This is a genomic window from Pseudomonas sp. C321 (assembly GCF_055407105.1).
Genome location: NZ_JBUZRB010000005.1, coordinates 1 through 14812, shown reverse-complemented (window position 1 = coordinate 14812; position 14812 = coordinate 1). Strand labels below are relative to the sequence as shown.

Here is a 14812-nt window from a genome sequence, read left to right as displayed (position 1 = left end):
TTTTACTGCCCTGAAAGTCTTTGTTTTTTTCCGCAATATTCTTCTCCTTTCCGCAATTCACTTCGTCGGCGTGACTTTTTTGCCGATGCGCTTGCGGATGTAGTTCTCAGTCATCACCACGGTGGTGTGCCCAAGCTGATCTCTGGCTTGCAGAATATCTCCGCTTGATTCCGCCTTATCGGTACCAGCCTTTGCGCGCAGGTCCCGCATCTGAAAGTCTGCCTTTTTTACGCCGGCAGCTTCCCTCGCAAAATCAAACCTCCCCCGCAGCATACTGCTGGTCATAGGCTGCCCATTGTCCATTACGATGAGCTTGCTTGATCGGATTTTATGACCGTCTTTCCTGGCCAGTATTCGGTCGATCACAACTTTCAGCTCCCCAACGATCTCAATTCGTCGCTTGGCCTTGGTTTTCCCTTGCTGCACAGCCAGGCGATCTTCCCTGATATCGCGCTCATCCATTTTTAGGGTGTCAGCGATACGCTGACCCGTCAGGTAGAACAGATCTAGCGCGTCCTTTAGCGGTTGGTCTGCGTGCAAATACACCATCGCGAGAATTTCATCTTCGACGTAGATGTCGCGTCCGCTTTCTTTATTGCCTTTAACTCCGGCGCACGGATTGGCTAAGGATGTGTAGCCGCTGGTTCTGGCAAAGTTCCAGATCGAGCTGAGTAGCGCCTTCTCGCGATTTGCTCTCACTGGCGCGGTCTTACCTCGATGCCTCAAGTATTGAGCTACGTGCTGAGGCTCGATAGCCTCCAGCGGCGCAGGCGGGTCATTGAAAAAGGCAAGCAACTGCTTCAGCTCTCGAGCGTTATCTTTCTGCGTTGCGGGCGCTTTTGTTGGAACGACTTCCAGCATGTACTTTTCTGCGACATAGGTGAATGTCAGCACATCCTGCGCCAGAGCCTGGGATACACGGCTCTTTTCAAGCTTGGCGTACTCCAAAATTGCCAGCCCATAGTCTTTGCCCAGCGGTATTTCTTTGCGAGGCGTCCCCCCGGTGTCGTAAAGGTAATACGTCGTGTTGCCGCGCTTCCTTTCGCGTAGCCGGGGAATGCTCCCCGGCCGAGTTGGTTTGCGTCCCATTTATCCCACCAGCCGCGGTTGCCATTTCGGTTTTTCCGTTACCCTGGCAGCCTCGCCAGTGAGTGCTGAAGCGATGACGCAAGGCCAGCCGCTGCGCTTGATCGTGTGGCGAATGCCGTTCCTCTTTAGCACCAGCACTTGGCCGGCTTTCGTCTTGGCCCCGGTTAGGGTGCAGACCTCTTCGTGCGACAGGAACTGAATTCCGTCCATATATACCTCCTGCCGCCCTATGGCCGCGCTGTCTTGATGATGTGAACGATCGTGCCGAAGGTCAGGCACAACCAGGTGATGCAGCCGGCAAAGATGCCGAAGAGTTCAGCCTCAGCCCCGACGGCGAACAGCTCAGGCACCGCCCAGAAGAACCAGGCCATGCTGCCAATCAGGTACAGCGCTACCCCCATAAGGAGCAGGAAGATTTTCGTTGCGAACATGAGCTGTCCTTGCCGCGCTGGGCGGCAGAAGGTGGCCCACCGCTTACCGGTAGGCATGTAGGGGGATTGGGGTTAGGGCTTTGCTTTCGAAGCCAGCTCGCAATCGGCGGCAAGCTTCAACAGGTTGCGGGTAGTCGGTTTGAACCCTGCGGTGTTGGGGTAGCGCGCGAGCTGGTGGCCGTGCGGGTATTCCTCAAAGGGGCCATGCCACGGCCAGTTCGATTTCCAGTCAGCCCAGACCGTGTAGGCATCCTGGCCGTCGCCCCAGTAGTCCGTGCCGCCGCCAACTGAGGGCACGTTGCTCACGCGCGTGTTTTGCTCATAAGCCAGTTCGGACGGTTCGTCCTTGTCGATCCATGCGCGTCGGTACAACGAGGGATGGGACCGCACCAGGAGCTTGCTCAGCTTCTTTTCGGTGCGGGCTTTCATGGCCTCGGCCCCTTATAGATATTCCAGGCCATGAATAGGAGGGCTGGAAATAGGCCGATGACGATCATGGCGTCACCCGCCTGAACTCAACGACCCAGACCCAGGGGTTGGCGTCCCAGTTGTCATTGATCGACATCCAAAGGTCTCGAAATGCAAACCCAGCGGCCCGGGTTATACCGGCGGATAGGTATGAGTCGACCTTGTGCCGGTCTACGCCTTCGGCCAAGGCCTGTTCTTCGCTGATGTCCTGCAATCGCTCGACGCGCACGTCGGTGATCTCCAGCAGGATGCGGCTCACCCACCGCGGCATATGGATACACGGCCGATAACCGTAGCCGCGATTACTGACGCTCAAGTCAGCCAACGGGTCGGTAGCGGCGTACATGATGTTTTGCCCGCGCCCGCCGTGCGGCTTCACCGGTTCATATTCGCCGGCACTTAGCGTCGCGAAAGTCTCGCGCACCCACAGCCGCTGCCCCGGAACGCCGTAAGGGCAGTTGTTGTGGATTTCCTCCGGCCCAATTTCATTGCCGGATAGTTCGCAACCGACAGCGCGGTCGATGAATGGAAACTTCACTGCCCGGCGCGTCACCGTCTTCCGGCCTTCCAGGATGGCGCGCACCATCGGCGCCGAGAACAGGATGGGGCGTTCCTTTATTTCAGGCATGACTTCGTCCTTGCCGCTATAGCGGCTGACTTTGAAGGGGGAGGGGTTACAGGTTTTGCGGGTGGAGTACGGATGTACTCCTATCGAGATTTGGTCCAGCGGCGCATGGACATTTCGCAGCCACTCGTTAAGCAGACGCCGTTGGCCATGCCAAGATGAGTCTTCGGCGTCCGGCAACCACAGTGGCACTTCGGTTTGCGCCCAGGCCTACGCGGTCGCAACTCCATATATCGGATGTGTTCGACGGCGCCGCCGAATTCAGCCCAGCCAGCAGTACCGCCACGCATCGCTGCAGAACGCGCTGCGGGGGATAGCGCGTTGAGGTCGGTCATGGCTCGTCGTACTCCATCGGAGGCATCTTCTCGGTGCCGATCATGCTGAAGTCGTGAGTGGCTTCTGCTGGCTTGAGTGCGGACATCTCACCGATAGCCAAGGTCGCAATCTCGAATGGTTTTTCGCCCATCCGAGAAACCCTGGCAATTTCGTTCAGCGCGATGACTTCCTGATCCGCCCGCTCATCCGCTGCGGTCAGGCTCAGCTGCAGGGCGTCACGCTCGGCGGTGACCCGGTCGTGATCGGCGCCCAGTACAACGTTGAATCGGCCAAGGGCCTGGCCCTCAACGAGCCCCGCCTCGGTTACGTGATAGCGCTTTACGTCGCTCATACCGCCTCCCTCGTTACCAGATCATGGGCATTCACAACCGTCATGCCGAGGCGTTCGGCGATCAGGACTTCCAGGCGCGCACCCTTTGAATGCTCCCAGCCGGGCAGAGTGGCCACGGTGTCGCAGTCCATCAGGGCTGCAATGTCGCGGCGCATGCAGTCGTTCCAGGTGCCGCCGTCGGGGTTGAGTTCGGCGGGGTTGGTGACAGTGTGGCCGCCGGCGCGCAGGTTGGTGGTCATGGCGTGGAAGCCGGCGAAGTTGAGGCCGGGCAGGCCGGTCATGGGGCCGCTGAGGTAAATTTTAAGCATGGATACCTCTCAAGAATTGTGGCAGGTTGGAAAAAAATAGAAGATGGAAGCCAAGCGTTATGACTGGGTCAGATGTTTCAGTTTTTATGGACCGCAATGGGAAGTTCTGTGCGTTTTGGCGCGACGAGGCTGGCGCGCTAATACTATTTGCGCCTCATAAATCAGGTCGTATATTTAATGCGGATCTTGATAGGTGGGAAAAGTATAGGGAGCAGCTGACTACTCCGGATGATGTTGCCCGTTACAGCGATGATCTACTTTGTGCTAGCTATGACTTCTCTCTGGCGAGCATTTATGTAGACAAAGACAACATTAAAAAGCTCTCGCAACCATTAGGAGCTTACTATCCGAGAGTTTGGCGTGGCATAACTTCTGATAACCCGTTTATTGGTGGGTACAGTGCAAGGTCAGCATCAGCTTCAGAGCATTCCTCGCAGCTTCAGTCAACCATAGCTGCTACTAGCCTTTTTCAAGAGCTAGTTAAATTATTTCGATACATTGAGCCAGTTCCAGAGAATATGAGCAGTTATGGTCATAGAGTTCGCGAGCTACTAATTCTTGCTTCAACCGAAGTGGAAGCCAATTGGCGCGGATTGATTGCCGCGAACACATCAAAGTCGATTCACGGTAAAACTTTAACTACACGAGATTATGTAAAACTAGTTCCACTTTTAAGGTTGGATGAGTGGGGGGTAAGTCTGAAGGAGTATTTCAATTATCAAAGTATATGGCCGTTTGATAATTGGGTCGCAAGCCGACCTACGCAGAGCCTCGATTGGTATTGCGCCTACAACGAAGTCAAACACGACAGAGAAGGAAACTTTGATAAAGCAAGTCTTGGTCATTTAATTAGCGCGATGGCTGCAATACATGTGTTGCAGGCAGCTCAGTGGGGGCCAGATATTTACAGTGAACTGTTTCAGGGGGATTTTTCGCCGTTTCGTATAACGTACAAACCTGAGTTTGATATTTCAGAACTCTATATCTGTCCGCCCGGCGAAGCCCATCTACCTATTTTCTACTTTGATAAACCGTGAGAGCGATGTGCTCCGGCAGGCTTCAAGGAGAATCAGCCACCGCAGTAGCCGGAGTCACACTCTGCGGGAAACATCTGCATCTGGTCTCGCGGCCTGGGCGCTGCTGCCCATTGTACGACAGCCCTGATTCCTACAGCACCTTTGCGGCGTGCCGTGCGAAACATCACCCGCGGTTTTCCCTTCTTGGTGAAGCCCAGGTCCTTCTCGGTGATGTCGATCAGCCGTATCCGATCCTCAGAAAGCAGCCGAATGTCGTCGATATTTGCGTTGATGCACGGGTAGCACTCAAGTGATCGATGCGTCAGAACTTCGAACCCGGCTCGTCGGATCAAGGCATCACGCATTTCATCGGTGTGCCTGACCAGCGGCTGCCAAAGCTCCCGGCCGCCGTGCCGCTCCGATTCGTCCACATACTCGGGTGCGTCTGAGCGATGCTTGCTCTCGCTACGCCGCACCCCGGTCATCGCTGTAGCCTCTTTGCCCGGGTCGTTGGCGTCGAGCCATTCCAAAGCTGGAGTCACCTTCAGCTCACCTGTGCAAAATTGGCCCTGCCCACCAGCACCTGGCCAGCCACGTTTTCGCTTGACTAGTGCGAGCATCCCCTCCGACTCCGTGCGTGCGGTGGCGAATCCGTAGTCCTTCGCCAGTGCCTCGCCCTGGGCTACACGGTCGGCCCACCAGCTGGCGGACCAGCCGGTGTCGGAGTAGAGGCAGATGACATTCTCAAGCTCGAGCTCGTGTGCCCACTGGATCAGGGCGATGGAGTCGTTCCCGTAACTGCAGAACAAAACGTGCATAGGGGGGATCCTCGCCGGCTGGCGTGATTCGTTGATATGGGGTATTCGTGTTCGACAGGGCATGGAGTCGGATCAAGGCGTGTTACTTGTTCCGCAGTTCCGGCAGTCTTCCTGATAGCGCCGCTCGTCACTGATGAATCGGCCGCAGCCCTGGCAGTTGAACACCATCTCGCGAGGCTTCTTCGGCTTTACCAGCTTGATTCCGGTGCCGCGTAGAGCTTCCTTGATGTTCACGTCATCGCGCTCAACAAGGCGTCGGGCGTGTGCATCGATATAAGGCTTGGGCCATACCACCGCACCTGATTGACCGAGCTTGCCGATCCAAGTGACAGTGTGAGCTCTCGGCACTACAACCGCCTTCGATAGGTCGCTCACGAACACTCCATCTTCGCAAAGCCAAATCAGATTATTTCCGTTCCAGCACTGCGGCTTCTGGATGTAGAACTCGGCTGCATCGGGGTTCTGCTCCAGCGCCTCGCTCAAGGTGACATTCTGGCAGTCGACACCAACACGCGCCCTGGCGTCGACATAGGCCTTGGGCCATGGGATGTCAGTGTCGCGGTGATCGCAAGCACCATCCCGCGTAAACACCTGGGCCTTGGCCAAGTCGGTGACGTAGCCGGAGCCACCGAAGCCCCAGAACGAAAGGCCATCGCCGACATAGGCGTGACTGCGGCTGTCCTGTAAGTAGAACTGGTCGTCCATGGATTATCTCCAGTCAGGCGCCGCCCTCCGTGATATCGGATGGAGGCGGAATGATTGATAGCGTAACTGGGTGGGGAAATTTACAATTTCTGTTTTATCATGGAGATGAATAGATGTTCCCCAAGTACGTGCGCCCGGTTGGCTATGGTTTGGTGGTAGTAGGAACGATCTCACTACTATTTTCGGCATTCGAGTTATTTGCTGGAAGAGATTCTCTGTTCGCCGTGGCTAAATCAGCAGTGTTTGTTCTGGTTGGTGTTTGGATTATCAAGAGCGCAGTGAAGGTCTAGCTACATCCCAAAGTGCCAATTTCACACAGCTGTCGCCCTCCGTTACCGGATGCGACAAGTTTTGATTTGGGGCGTTAGGCGTGTAAGATCGCCGACATTAACGAAGTCGCGAAAAGGCGATTTCTAACGAGCACGGACTAACAGCCAGAACGAAAGAAAAACTCTTCAGCGGTTTGGCAATCGCATCGGGCCTAGTAACGCTATGTGGCGCTCCTGCTACTTTTGGAGTACCAATTTTTAACCATATCGATCTAGGAGTAGTGTTGATGGCTATTACAGCGGCATTTGGATGGGGCGGGGCGGCGCTGGGAGCGATCGATTTTCCAAATTGCGAAGGGTTTTACGAGTAGCGCTGGTGTCCGGACAGTGCCGAGGGGGTTCGAACCCTCCCGCTCCCTCCAAATTTTGATCCGGCGGGATAACTTCGTCGCCAGGATCACGCGTCAGTTCCGCCATGCTTTGGTTGTGGAATTCTCGCGCCACGTTTTCGCTAATAACGATTTCGTGGCGCGGATAACTCAAGAACTCGATCAACTCGTGGTCGCCCATCAAATCCATCTTCATGATGGCGATCTGCAGAACCTCGCTGATGATCGGCGTCTTGCTTCTGGCGCAGATCCGCTCCATGGCCTGTTCGATACCGGGCCTGACCTTGTGTCGCAATTCCTTCTCTGCGACCAATTGGCGCTTCTGCGCAGCCTTGGCCGACCTTTCCTGTACTGATTTGGCCATGGCCTACCTCTTCTATTCCGCTGACCGGCAGTGCGAGCCAGGTTTGGTGTCTTCGCTGCTGGACCACACGCTTGACCTTGCTCATGGGTGGCACACTTCCATCAGTCGGAAGCGCGCACCTGTATAAGGTCTGGCAAGCAAGCGTTGCCTGGGCACCGAGTAAACTGCCCAGGCTTGCTTACTGCATGCGGCCATCATCGCGGCGTATTTGATGACGCTGAGTGCGTCGGCAGATTCGCGAGCGTGCATGTCAGGCGCCGCTGAGGTGGTGGTGCGGGGCGAAGGGGATGTCGTCGTCGAAGCTGTCAGGTGGCGCGGCTTGCTGGCTGGGTTGTTGCCGCGGCTGCTGTCGAGCTGCTGCGGCTTGCGGATGCGACTGGCGCTGATCGCCATCCTGCGGCTTCCCGCCAAGTAACTGCATCGTGCCCTGCATATCCACCACGATCTCCGTGGTGTAGCGCTTGATGCCGTCTTTCTCCCATTCGCGGGTTTGGAGCTTCCCTTCGATGTAGACCTGCGAACCTTTACGCAGGTATTCACCGGCGATCTCCGCAACCTTGCCGAACATCGAAACCCGGTGCCATTCGGTCTTTTCTACCTTCTGGCCGGTTTGCTTGTCCGTCCACTGCTCGCTGGTTGCCAGGCTCAGGTTGGTGACCGCGTTGCCGTTGGGCAGGTAGCGGACTTCTGGGTCCTGGCCGCAGGTTCCGACCAGGATGACTTTGTTAACGCCTCTCATGCTGCCTTCTCCATCAGTCGAAGCACCATTGCGTCCACGCCGAGCAGGAAGTCGACAACTTCAGCCTCGTAGTCGGCGATTGCCTTTTCATCACGCTCAACCCGATGAATAAAGAGCTGCAGGTGCTCAGGCATACGCGGGTCGAACGAAACGAAGTCCGCAAACTCAGCATCGGTAGCCCACATGTTGTGCAGGATCTGCGGTGCGTGCTCTGGAGGGAGGCGGTCAGCTTCGAGGTAGCCAAGGTGAGTCGAGCTTTTCGGGCACTTCGCCTCCCAGACCCCTTTGCGGCCCTCGAACTCGATGAAGCCGTCGACGCTGCAGCCAGCCATAAAATCAGTGAGGCAGATGAATCCGCACTCTTGGACGATCAGGCCAGTTTTCTCTTCGTAGGCCATGCGGGCAAATGGTTCTTGCTCGGTGCCCCACATCATTTCCTTGCTGACGAAGAAGTCGTCGGCCGGCATGCCGGTCAGACGCTCAAGGCCAAGCTGAATACCCGACAGCTGCCGCTTCGACTCTTCGACGGTTGCCGGCTGAAATATCTGGTGGTCGTAATCCGCGACAGGGAAGGCCGGCTGCAGCCCGTCCTCGATCGCCGCGTCGTACCGGAGCTGGGCGCCTTCAATCTGGCGATCCATTTGAGCTGCCATGTATTCCATCGCTGATTCCTCAGTGGTTGGTTCACCTGTATTCGTCAACACTCATGCCTCCCGCTGGTTGCCGATGGGCGCGGGGTGAGTGCTGACGTAATAGAGGCGGGGAAGGGTAGGTGTTAAGCTGATAGGGCTTTGACTAGGGGCTTGCTGGCCTCAGCATCTATAAATAAGGAGCTTTGAATGTCGGTAGTAAGGATTTGTAGGCTGTCGCTATGCTTGGCAGGCATTTGCTTCGCGGCGAGTTCTTTCGCAAATGAGAGTGAAGAGCTGCATCAAACCGCGTTAACTGCTATCGCGATGGAACAAGCTTGCAACAAATCAAACCCTGGCATGAACGCAAGCATCGAAAACGCATTCGCCAACGACTCATCGATGGAGTCAATAAAGCCTGAGGTCAGAAAAGTGCAAGCAGACCCTGCTCATGCCGCCGAAGTAGCGAATATGGTGAACACCCTAAGCACCCCACCGTTCCTGGCGCTTCAAAAAGATATGTGTGGTGTGTACGCTCCCAAATAAAGTCACGCCGAATACATTGCTCCGCGGTCCTTGCGAGGTATGCAGTCGCCCGCCAAGTCGTTTTGTTGCATCAGCCTGTGCATTCAGGCCCGTGCCTATACAGCCTGCGCTTCGGCACGCAGGTGACCGGGCAGTTAGCGACAGGCTGTCGTTGGCGTTGGTTGTCCTATGCGAAGAATGGGTGGCGGATCTCGCCGCGAGCAACGCGCATCCATTCGTCACGGCGCTTTCGGCACATTTCGATAGTGGCCGGGAGGCTGCCAAGCTTTGCGGCAAAGACTGCCGAATGGTTGAACGAGCGAGCCTGTTCGACTGCGATTTCTTTCGTGAAGCTTTTCATGTCAAACCCTCGGTTGTTTTCCCAATGCACCCGTCACCAGGTGCATCAGTGAAAAGGTCCGTCATGCTGCAAAAAGCTCTTGCTGGTGCGGCTGAGGCGTGCAGCGCTGGATTCCGGCCCGTATGGCTGACTCCAGCAGTTCGGCGTCTTGCTCAAGCTCAGGGAAGACCCCGGCGAACTCGCTTGCGGCGCTGCGATGCGCTGTCGCTTCACGCTGCAGTGCTGGGATCACGATGCTTCGCATGTTGCCGACGGTGCGCAGGTCACCGCATGATCTGGCCATGTGCGAAGCCACGGTCTTGCCCTGGCACATTTTGAGCTGGCCCGAGGGGGATCTGAGAACGATCACGCCGACCGGCAGTACGCCACTGCTCAAGCGTCCGTTCGTGCATGGCGCTTGGGATTGCTGGCAGGTCTGCGCCGATTGGTATCAACGTGAGTGGGGTCTTGAGTTCGAAGCCTTCCAGCGCGCCGATGGCTGGTGGGAGAGTGCGGAGAACGCCAGCTTGTACGAGGACAACTACGAGGCCGCCGGCTTCGTGCGCGTCGACCGGCCGGAGCGTGGCGATCTGATCGTTATGCAGGTTGGGCGGACTGCTCACCCGAATCACGCCGGAATCTACCTGGGCACCGATCCGTCGCTACCGGGTGAAGAGTCTGGCACATTCGGCCCCGGCCCGTTCCTGCTGCACCACATGTACGGCAGGCCGTCCGAGATCATTGTCTACGGCGGCCCCTGGCACGACCGAACGCGCCTGATCCTCAGGCACAAAGATGCTCAGTCCAAACTGCCCAATGAGTAGATCGAAAACCCGTCTTTCGTTAGATGAGTAACTTGAGTCGTACCGCCTATGTAAACGCGATCCTTGGTCTTTTCGTCTTCTTGTCGCGACTGTGCACGCATTATTTCAGGCGCGCACTCGGGGAACGAACTCAGGTCGATTCCCGTCTTGTCCATAAGCTCTGGCTTTACGCCAAGGCCATAATCTAAAAGCTCGGATTTAAAGTCCGACACAGAACGGTAAGCGAACCCATGGATTTTTCCAGAATCGTCGGAAATCCCGAAGTGATAGATCGTTGCAGATTGGTCGTGGAGGGCGGGGACATGGCGATTCAGTTCGCTCCAGAGGGCCTGAAGCTCTTGGGGCGCATGAGCATTGACTGCATCTACATCGAGGGCAAAACCCTGGTTATTCACAAGGCCGATCCATCGGCTGAAAAGAAGGGCCGATCCAGTAGCGGCGATGATCATGCGCATGTGAGGGATCGAGATGGCCTTGCTGGCGAATCCTGGGGGCGTGTCGACGGAATAATGTAAAAGCGTATCCGTGGCCACAATCGCTTCGTCTTCATCCGTATAGAACAAGAGTGAGGACATGCGGCCTCCTGGCAGTCAAAGGAGTATCAAAGCCTACTGGCGCGTCGTAGCCATGGGAACTGATGATTTGGACAGTGGCTCTAAGCATTGACCAGTCGATAAGATGCTGTTTGATGTCGTTATGATATAGTCATCGCAACCATAATGACGCGAGATTGCCATGGTCGGCGCAGTACCAAAGACGAAGGCGGGAGAGCTTACTGACCGAATTAATGATATCGGTCAGTCACTTATGCGCGGTGAAAAGCTTGATGATTGGAATTGGAGGCGACTTCTCAAGGATCTGCAGGGGCTGGAAGCAATACCAAAGGACGCCGGACATTCGTTGCGCGGGCAGGCAGTGATGTGGAGCTTTAAGGCCGATAACGCCAAGATCGACGAAATTCTAAATCGGTATGCTAGGACTTATGGAAAAGACTGGGATTGGTATTACGTTCGAGCAATGATCGGGCCGCGGATCTGTCGGCTTGATATGGTCACTGATATGCTTTCTTTTGGATATCCAAAAGACCATATAGGTACTGTTGCAAATATTGCTGATATTTGTTTTCAGGCAGGCTTGTTCATAAGTGCGCATGAGGCGGCATCTTGTCTGCTGAAGCTGGGAGTTGAAGATGTTCAAGTTTATCTTCGGGCAAATGTTAGGCAGTTGGTCGCTGCTGCAAGATATCTAAAGGAACAGGAGGTTTTAGAGATAGATATTGCTCAAAGAGTCCAAGCAGGATCCAGAGTTGTAGCGTCCGTTGCAGACGGGCTGAGAAGTTTTTCTGTCATTGCCAATGAGTTTGGTATTACTTTCGAGTATTGTGTTGATTTTGATATTGACGCACTTGTAGAGATCGATATGCAAGTATCTGAAAAACTAGCCGAGATGTTTGAGGATACATTTTCTCAGCATATTAGTATTGGCGTTTCACCCATGGATGGAGAGCTCCGGATTGTCAATTAAATCAGCTGATTTTTTGGATTATGCTTGCGCCAAGTTAAGCGCGAGTGATTTAAGTGAGTTTGAAATCAGGAATGCCAGTAGTCGAGCTTATTATGCGGTTTTTCATGCGGCGAGAGAGCGTCTCGATGTGCTGGGGAAAGCTTCAAAAAGTTCAGAGGAGGGGTCTCATAAGGCAGTCATAGATGTAGTCAGATCGATTAGTCCCGGCTCTAAATCTCTTGCTACTGATATGGATAGATTAAAAAGGTTTCGAAATAATTGCGACTATGATCTGAGTTTGTCAATAAGTGAGGCTGGCGCAAAAAAGCATCTTGCTGAGTCACTGCGAATTGTTGATAGGTTGACAAGGCTTTGTTGATGAGTTGAAGGGTTCGAGAGTTGGCTGTAATAACATTATTTGGCCGAGCTCGATTTTTTATAAAGAATAAAGTGCAGTTATATTAACTAACCTCTGTGCAGGTATTACAGTCCCGCCAAACCAAAGAGGGAACCAAGCGTTCAATGAATCATGAACTCTGGCTAGAGCCCGACGGGTGTCAGACATTTTGTCTTGCTGGCCCTCACGGCGAAGGTGCGCGGAACCTTCTTGAGCCCGAGGCAATACTTACTTGGCAGGTCGAAGCCTCCAGCCATTTTGAAGCGACGAGCAAATACTATTCGTATATGGGCTGGGGAGATTACACAACCGACTTTCCTGAGCAGGACAAAACTTCCTATAAGGACCTTGGCTGGGAGTGAGGAGCAGCCCAGTTACTGGCATTCCATCCACACTGGATGCCTGGCCAGGGCCAACAAAATGGTGGGAAGCCTATTTTCTACTCGAAGTCGTTCTCTAGGCCAGAATTAATCACTAAGCAACTGATCCACGATACGATTGGTTTTTTGGATAAACGTATCGGGGGACGCATGGCTGAACGGTTTCGCATACGGTTGATGTTTGAGTGGGGAGGCGGTGCATTGTGGTGCGGAAATGAGGCCGCTCTCGCACGATTTTCGGTGGGGTCAATCGAAGATAAACTGTCACTGAGTACTACCACTCTCGTGCGCCTGGCTGAAATGACACGGTGGCATGACAAAGCTTTGAACTGGGACTATCCACCAGATCCAGGCCCATGGGGGGAAGATGAGTATACTGAGTTTGATAATGCCGCTGATGCCATGCTTGCTGTCCTCCAACAAGAGCTTGGATCTGAATTTGAAGTTGTCTACGAGAGACTGTAGACGTGTGCTTTGAGACGCTTCAACTGATCGTCGTCTTTTCTTGATCGAAAGCTGACCCCGGAAATAGCCCAGCCCCGCGCTGGGCTTTTTGCATCTGGCGGGCACAGCATCCAGCGCCGCTGGGGTGGACGCGGGATGCTAGATTGCTAGCATCTGGGCGGAGTTTAAAACGTGCTGGAGAGTAACTTCATCGTATTCGTCAGGGCTGGCGGATATGAAGATCTCCACCGACTCGCCTAGCCCTGCGAAAGTTTTTCTATTTTCTAGAGAAATGTCCTCGTCCCACGGGAGGAACTTGACCAGGGCCTTATGGATAGCATCGATCGGCCATAAAGCTAAAACGCTGACTACGGCAACTCGCACGCGTATATACGCATCAGGGTCATCTGCTGGGCACTCCAACGCGCTGTTCAGTTTCATGGTCAGGTCATTCTGGCTAGGCGCCATATCAGGTCCTTATGATTTGGTGATGGGTTTTCGAATATAGATGATGCATGAAAAAGCCCGGCGGGCCGGGCATGGTCATTCGATTCAGTTATGGTGACCATCACCATCACCATCACCATCACCATCACCATCACCATCACCATCACCATAACTGGCTTCGCTCAGCTCGGCCGCTCTCGTACGTCAGTAGGTACGCATAAGAAGAGTTACTTGTGAGCCATTGTTTTCGGTTTTGTATTCTTTCCCTACTTGCAGATTGGCTTTGACGTGGCCGGATTTGTGAACGTTTTGTTTCTCGTTCTGGAAGTCATAAACGATGTCTGCTTTCGCTTGGCCGTCAGGGGCGAGTTCTGTAACTACGCAGCTGATGTATTCAGATGATGCACTTCCTTTCGCGCCTTTATCATTTGATGCGGCAGCCGAAACATGGCCCACGATACTGCTGCAATTGCCAGAATAGGAATCGACACTCACTTGGAGAGAAAACGGCCTGGGATTTGGGGCGTTCTGATCTACGTCCGCTTCGTAAATGACCTTCCCGTTGTAGGTCATTGTTTGATGGCTCATCGCTGGGATGTGCGGGAACTGCTCAGTGGCCTGCTGCTGGGCCGTAGCGGAGGCAGCTACCAGCATAGCGAGCAGCGAAAGGGTGTTTCTGATACGAGGGAGCATGATTAATTTCCATATTTTGGAGCACGTCTTGTCGGCACCGTTCTCCGAATCTTTATGGCAGGGTGGAAAATTGGTGGATGAGCCTCGACCGGATTGATAAATAAACCGGAGATCGACCCAATGTCGGTTTGAGCTAGAGATCAGAGATGCTAGATTTCCGCCCTAAACAGAGAGGGAACGACATGCGGATTTTGATAGCGGCGGTAGCGGTGGCGATGCTGGCGGGGTGCATGCCGCCCACCATGAACGAAGCGCGACAAGAGGGGCCGTACAAAGTCCTGCACTCGAAGAAGTCGGATAAAGACGTAGCGGAATGCGTTCAGTATGAATGGCAGAATCAGCCAATCTTCGGCGGTACGCCAGGTGCGACCCTTCAAGCAGGTAGAGGCGGCGGCTTTACCGTTTTCACAGAGGCCTCCGCCTACTTCGTGGACATTCAGCCCGAAGGCTCGGGATCGGTATCCAAATACTATGTCGTGGTCCGCAATTGGATAGCAAGCAAGCGCTTGACGGTACTCCAAGGCTGCTTGTAACAACAAACGATCATCCCAGGCTCGCTTCGGTGGGCCTTTTTATTGCCCGGAGAATTATATGGCTGCACTGGCGATCAACTACCAACCCATGACTACGATTCTTCTTTACGGGCTCTTCGCATTTAAGGGTGTAGAAAAAATCTGACCGGCTGGAAAAGGAGTCGAGGATCTTAGAAAATGTAAGCTCTCACACCAACAAAAACTAAGCC

The 14812-nt window shown here is 54.3% G+C and carries 20 protein-coding genes and 2 pseudogenes; 5 read left to right on the top strand and 17 right to left on the bottom strand.

From position 1 onward, the window contains the following. Window positions 1-57: 57 nt before the first annotated feature. From ACZRJ6_RS15800 to ACZRJ6_RS15770, 7 genes are all read right to left on the bottom strand, one after another. Window positions 58-1089 (bottom strand): site-specific integrase, encoded by a 1032-nt coding sequence (locus ACZRJ6_RS15800; protein ID WP_463970544.1) that lies wholly within the window; start codon window positions 1087-1089, stop codon window positions 58-60. Beyond that, complete coding sequence (locus ACZRJ6_RS15795; RefSeq protein WP_463970545.1) at window positions 1090-1299, bottom strand: DUF4224 domain-containing protein; 210 nt, start codon at window positions 1297-1299, stop codon at window positions 1090-1092. Window positions 1300-1316: 17 nt separating this feature from the next. Next, the gene (locus ACZRJ6_RS15790) at window positions 1317-1520 is read right to left on the bottom strand and encodes a hypothetical protein (RefSeq protein WP_463970546.1); all 204 of its coding nucleotides are present in this window, start codon (window positions 1518-1520) and stop codon (window positions 1317-1319) included. A 72-nt stretch (window positions 1521-1592) separates the two neighbouring features. Continuing rightward, complete coding sequence (locus ACZRJ6_RS15785) at window positions 1593-1949, bottom strand: hypothetical protein (RefSeq protein ID WP_463970547.1); 357 nt, start codon at window positions 1947-1949, stop codon at window positions 1593-1595. Window positions 1950-2013: 64 nt separating this feature from the next. Next, window positions 2014-2616, bottom strand: a complete 603-nt coding sequence (locus ACZRJ6_RS15780; protein ID WP_463970548.1) for a hypothetical protein — start codon at window positions 2614-2616, stop codon at window positions 2014-2016. 328 nt (window positions 2617-2944) lie between these two features. Further along, the gene (locus ACZRJ6_RS15775; RefSeq protein WP_463970549.1) at window positions 2945-3280 is read right to left on the bottom strand and encodes a hypothetical protein; all 336 of its coding nucleotides are present in this window, start codon (window positions 3278-3280) and stop codon (window positions 2945-2947) included. Continuing rightward, a complete protein-coding gene (locus ACZRJ6_RS15770) occupies window positions 3277-3588 on the bottom strand; it encodes a DUF4406 domain-containing protein (RefSeq protein WP_463970550.1) in 312 nt (103 codons plus the stop codon). The genes ACZRJ6_RS15775 and ACZRJ6_RS15770 overlap by 4 nt, the downstream gene beginning before the upstream one ends. A gap of 59 nt (window positions 3589-3647) precedes the next feature. On the opposite strand from ACZRJ6_RS15770, the gene ACZRJ6_RS15765 reads away from it, so the two are divergent. After that, window positions 3648-4625 carry a hypothetical protein gene (locus tag ACZRJ6_RS15765; protein WP_463970551.1) on the top strand — a complete coding sequence of 326 codons (978 nt, stop codon included), beginning with the start codon at window positions 3648-3650 and terminating at the stop codon, window positions 4623-4625. A gap of 32 nt (window positions 4626-4657) precedes the next feature. Here ACZRJ6_RS15765 and ACZRJ6_RS15760 read toward each other — a convergent pair whose 3' ends face one another. The 5 genes and pseudogenes from ACZRJ6_RS15760 to ACZRJ6_RS15740 all read right to left on the bottom strand — a co-directional run bounded on the left by ACZRJ6_RS15760 (window position 4658) and on the right by ACZRJ6_RS15740 (window position 8550). Continuing rightward, complete coding sequence (locus ACZRJ6_RS15760) at window positions 4658-5422, bottom strand: phosphoadenosine phosphosulfate reductase domain-containing protein (protein WP_463970552.1); 765 nt, start codon at window positions 5420-5422, stop codon at window positions 4658-4660. Between the two features lie 72 nt (window positions 5423-5494). Beyond that, entirely contained in the window at window positions 5495-6127 is a 633-nt protein-coding gene (locus ACZRJ6_RS15755) for a hypothetical protein (RefSeq protein WP_463970553.1), read from the bottom strand. 701 nt (window positions 6128-6828) lie between these two features. After that, window positions 6829-7149: pseudogene (locus ACZRJ6_RS15750) on the bottom strand (hypothetical protein); the annotation flags it as partial. Window positions 7150-7399: 250 nt separating this feature from the next. Next, on the bottom strand, window positions 7400-7888 hold the full coding sequence (locus ACZRJ6_RS15745) for a single-stranded DNA-binding protein (RefSeq protein WP_463970554.1): 489 nt from the start codon (window positions 7886-7888) through the stop codon (window positions 7400-7402). After that, window positions 7885-8550 carry a lambda exonuclease family protein gene (locus ACZRJ6_RS15740; protein WP_463970555.1) on the bottom strand — a complete coding sequence of 222 codons (666 nt, stop codon included), beginning with the start codon at window positions 8548-8550 and terminating at the stop codon, window positions 7885-7887. Before ACZRJ6_RS15740 ends, ACZRJ6_RS15745 begins: the two co-directional genes overlap by 4 nt. 177 nt (window positions 8551-8727) lie before the next feature. On the opposite strand from ACZRJ6_RS15740, the gene ACZRJ6_RS15735 reads away from it, so the two are divergent. Further along, window positions 8728-9063, top strand: a complete 336-nt coding sequence (locus ACZRJ6_RS15735) for a hypothetical protein (protein ID WP_463970556.1) — start codon at window positions 8728-8730, stop codon at window positions 9061-9063. Window positions 9064-9229: 166 nt separating this feature from the next. Here ACZRJ6_RS15735 and ACZRJ6_RS15730 read toward each other — a convergent pair whose 3' ends face one another. Next, entirely contained in the window at window positions 9230-9403 is a 174-nt protein-coding gene (locus ACZRJ6_RS15730; RefSeq protein WP_463970557.1) for a hypothetical protein, read from the bottom strand. A 61-nt stretch (window positions 9404-9464) separates the two neighbouring features. Continuing rightward, the gene (locus ACZRJ6_RS15725; RefSeq protein WP_463970558.1) at window positions 9465-9686 is read right to left on the bottom strand and encodes a hypothetical protein; all 222 of its coding nucleotides are present in this window, start codon (window positions 9684-9686) and stop codon (window positions 9465-9467) included. Here ACZRJ6_RS15725 and ACZRJ6_RS15720 point away from each other — a divergent pair. Further along, window positions 9655-10206: pseudogene (locus tag ACZRJ6_RS15720) on the top strand (NlpC/P60 family protein); the annotation flags it as partial. The gene ACZRJ6_RS15725 and the pseudogene ACZRJ6_RS15720 sit on opposite strands and share 32 nt — an antisense overlap. Here ACZRJ6_RS15720 and ACZRJ6_RS15715 read toward each other — a convergent pair. After that, the gene (locus ACZRJ6_RS15715; protein ID WP_463970559.1) at window positions 10182-10781 is read right to left on the bottom strand and encodes a hypothetical protein; all 600 of its coding nucleotides are present in this window, start codon (window positions 10779-10781) and stop codon (window positions 10182-10184) included. The pseudogene ACZRJ6_RS15720 and the gene ACZRJ6_RS15715 sit on opposite strands and share 25 nt — an antisense overlap. 160 nt (window positions 10782-10941) lie before the next feature. Here ACZRJ6_RS15715 and ACZRJ6_RS15710 point away from each other — a divergent pair, with 160 nt between their 5' ends. Next, window positions 10942-11730 (top strand): hypothetical protein, encoded by a 789-nt coding sequence (locus ACZRJ6_RS15710; RefSeq protein ID WP_463970560.1) that lies wholly within the window; start codon window positions 10942-10944, stop codon window positions 11728-11730. A 1359-nt stretch (window positions 11731-13089) separates the two neighbouring features. Here ACZRJ6_RS15710 and ACZRJ6_RS15705 read toward each other — a convergent pair. Both ACZRJ6_RS15705 and ACZRJ6_RS15700 read right to left on the bottom strand, forming a co-directional pair. After that, a complete protein-coding gene (locus ACZRJ6_RS15705) occupies window positions 13090-13371 on the bottom strand; it encodes a hypothetical protein (protein ID WP_463970561.1) in 282 nt (93 codons plus the stop codon). A gap of 210 nt (window positions 13372-13581) precedes the next feature. After that, the gene (locus ACZRJ6_RS15700; protein WP_463970562.1) at window positions 13582-14070 is read right to left on the bottom strand and encodes a hypothetical protein; all 489 of its coding nucleotides are present in this window, start codon (window positions 14068-14070) and stop codon (window positions 13582-13584) included. A gap of 182 nt (window positions 14071-14252) precedes the next feature. Between ACZRJ6_RS15700 and ACZRJ6_RS15695 the strand changes: the two genes are divergently transcribed. Then, window positions 14253-14603, top strand: a complete 351-nt coding sequence (locus ACZRJ6_RS15695) for a hypothetical protein (protein WP_463970563.1) — start codon at window positions 14253-14255, stop codon at window positions 14601-14603. Window positions 14604-14812 lie beyond the last annotated feature (209 nt).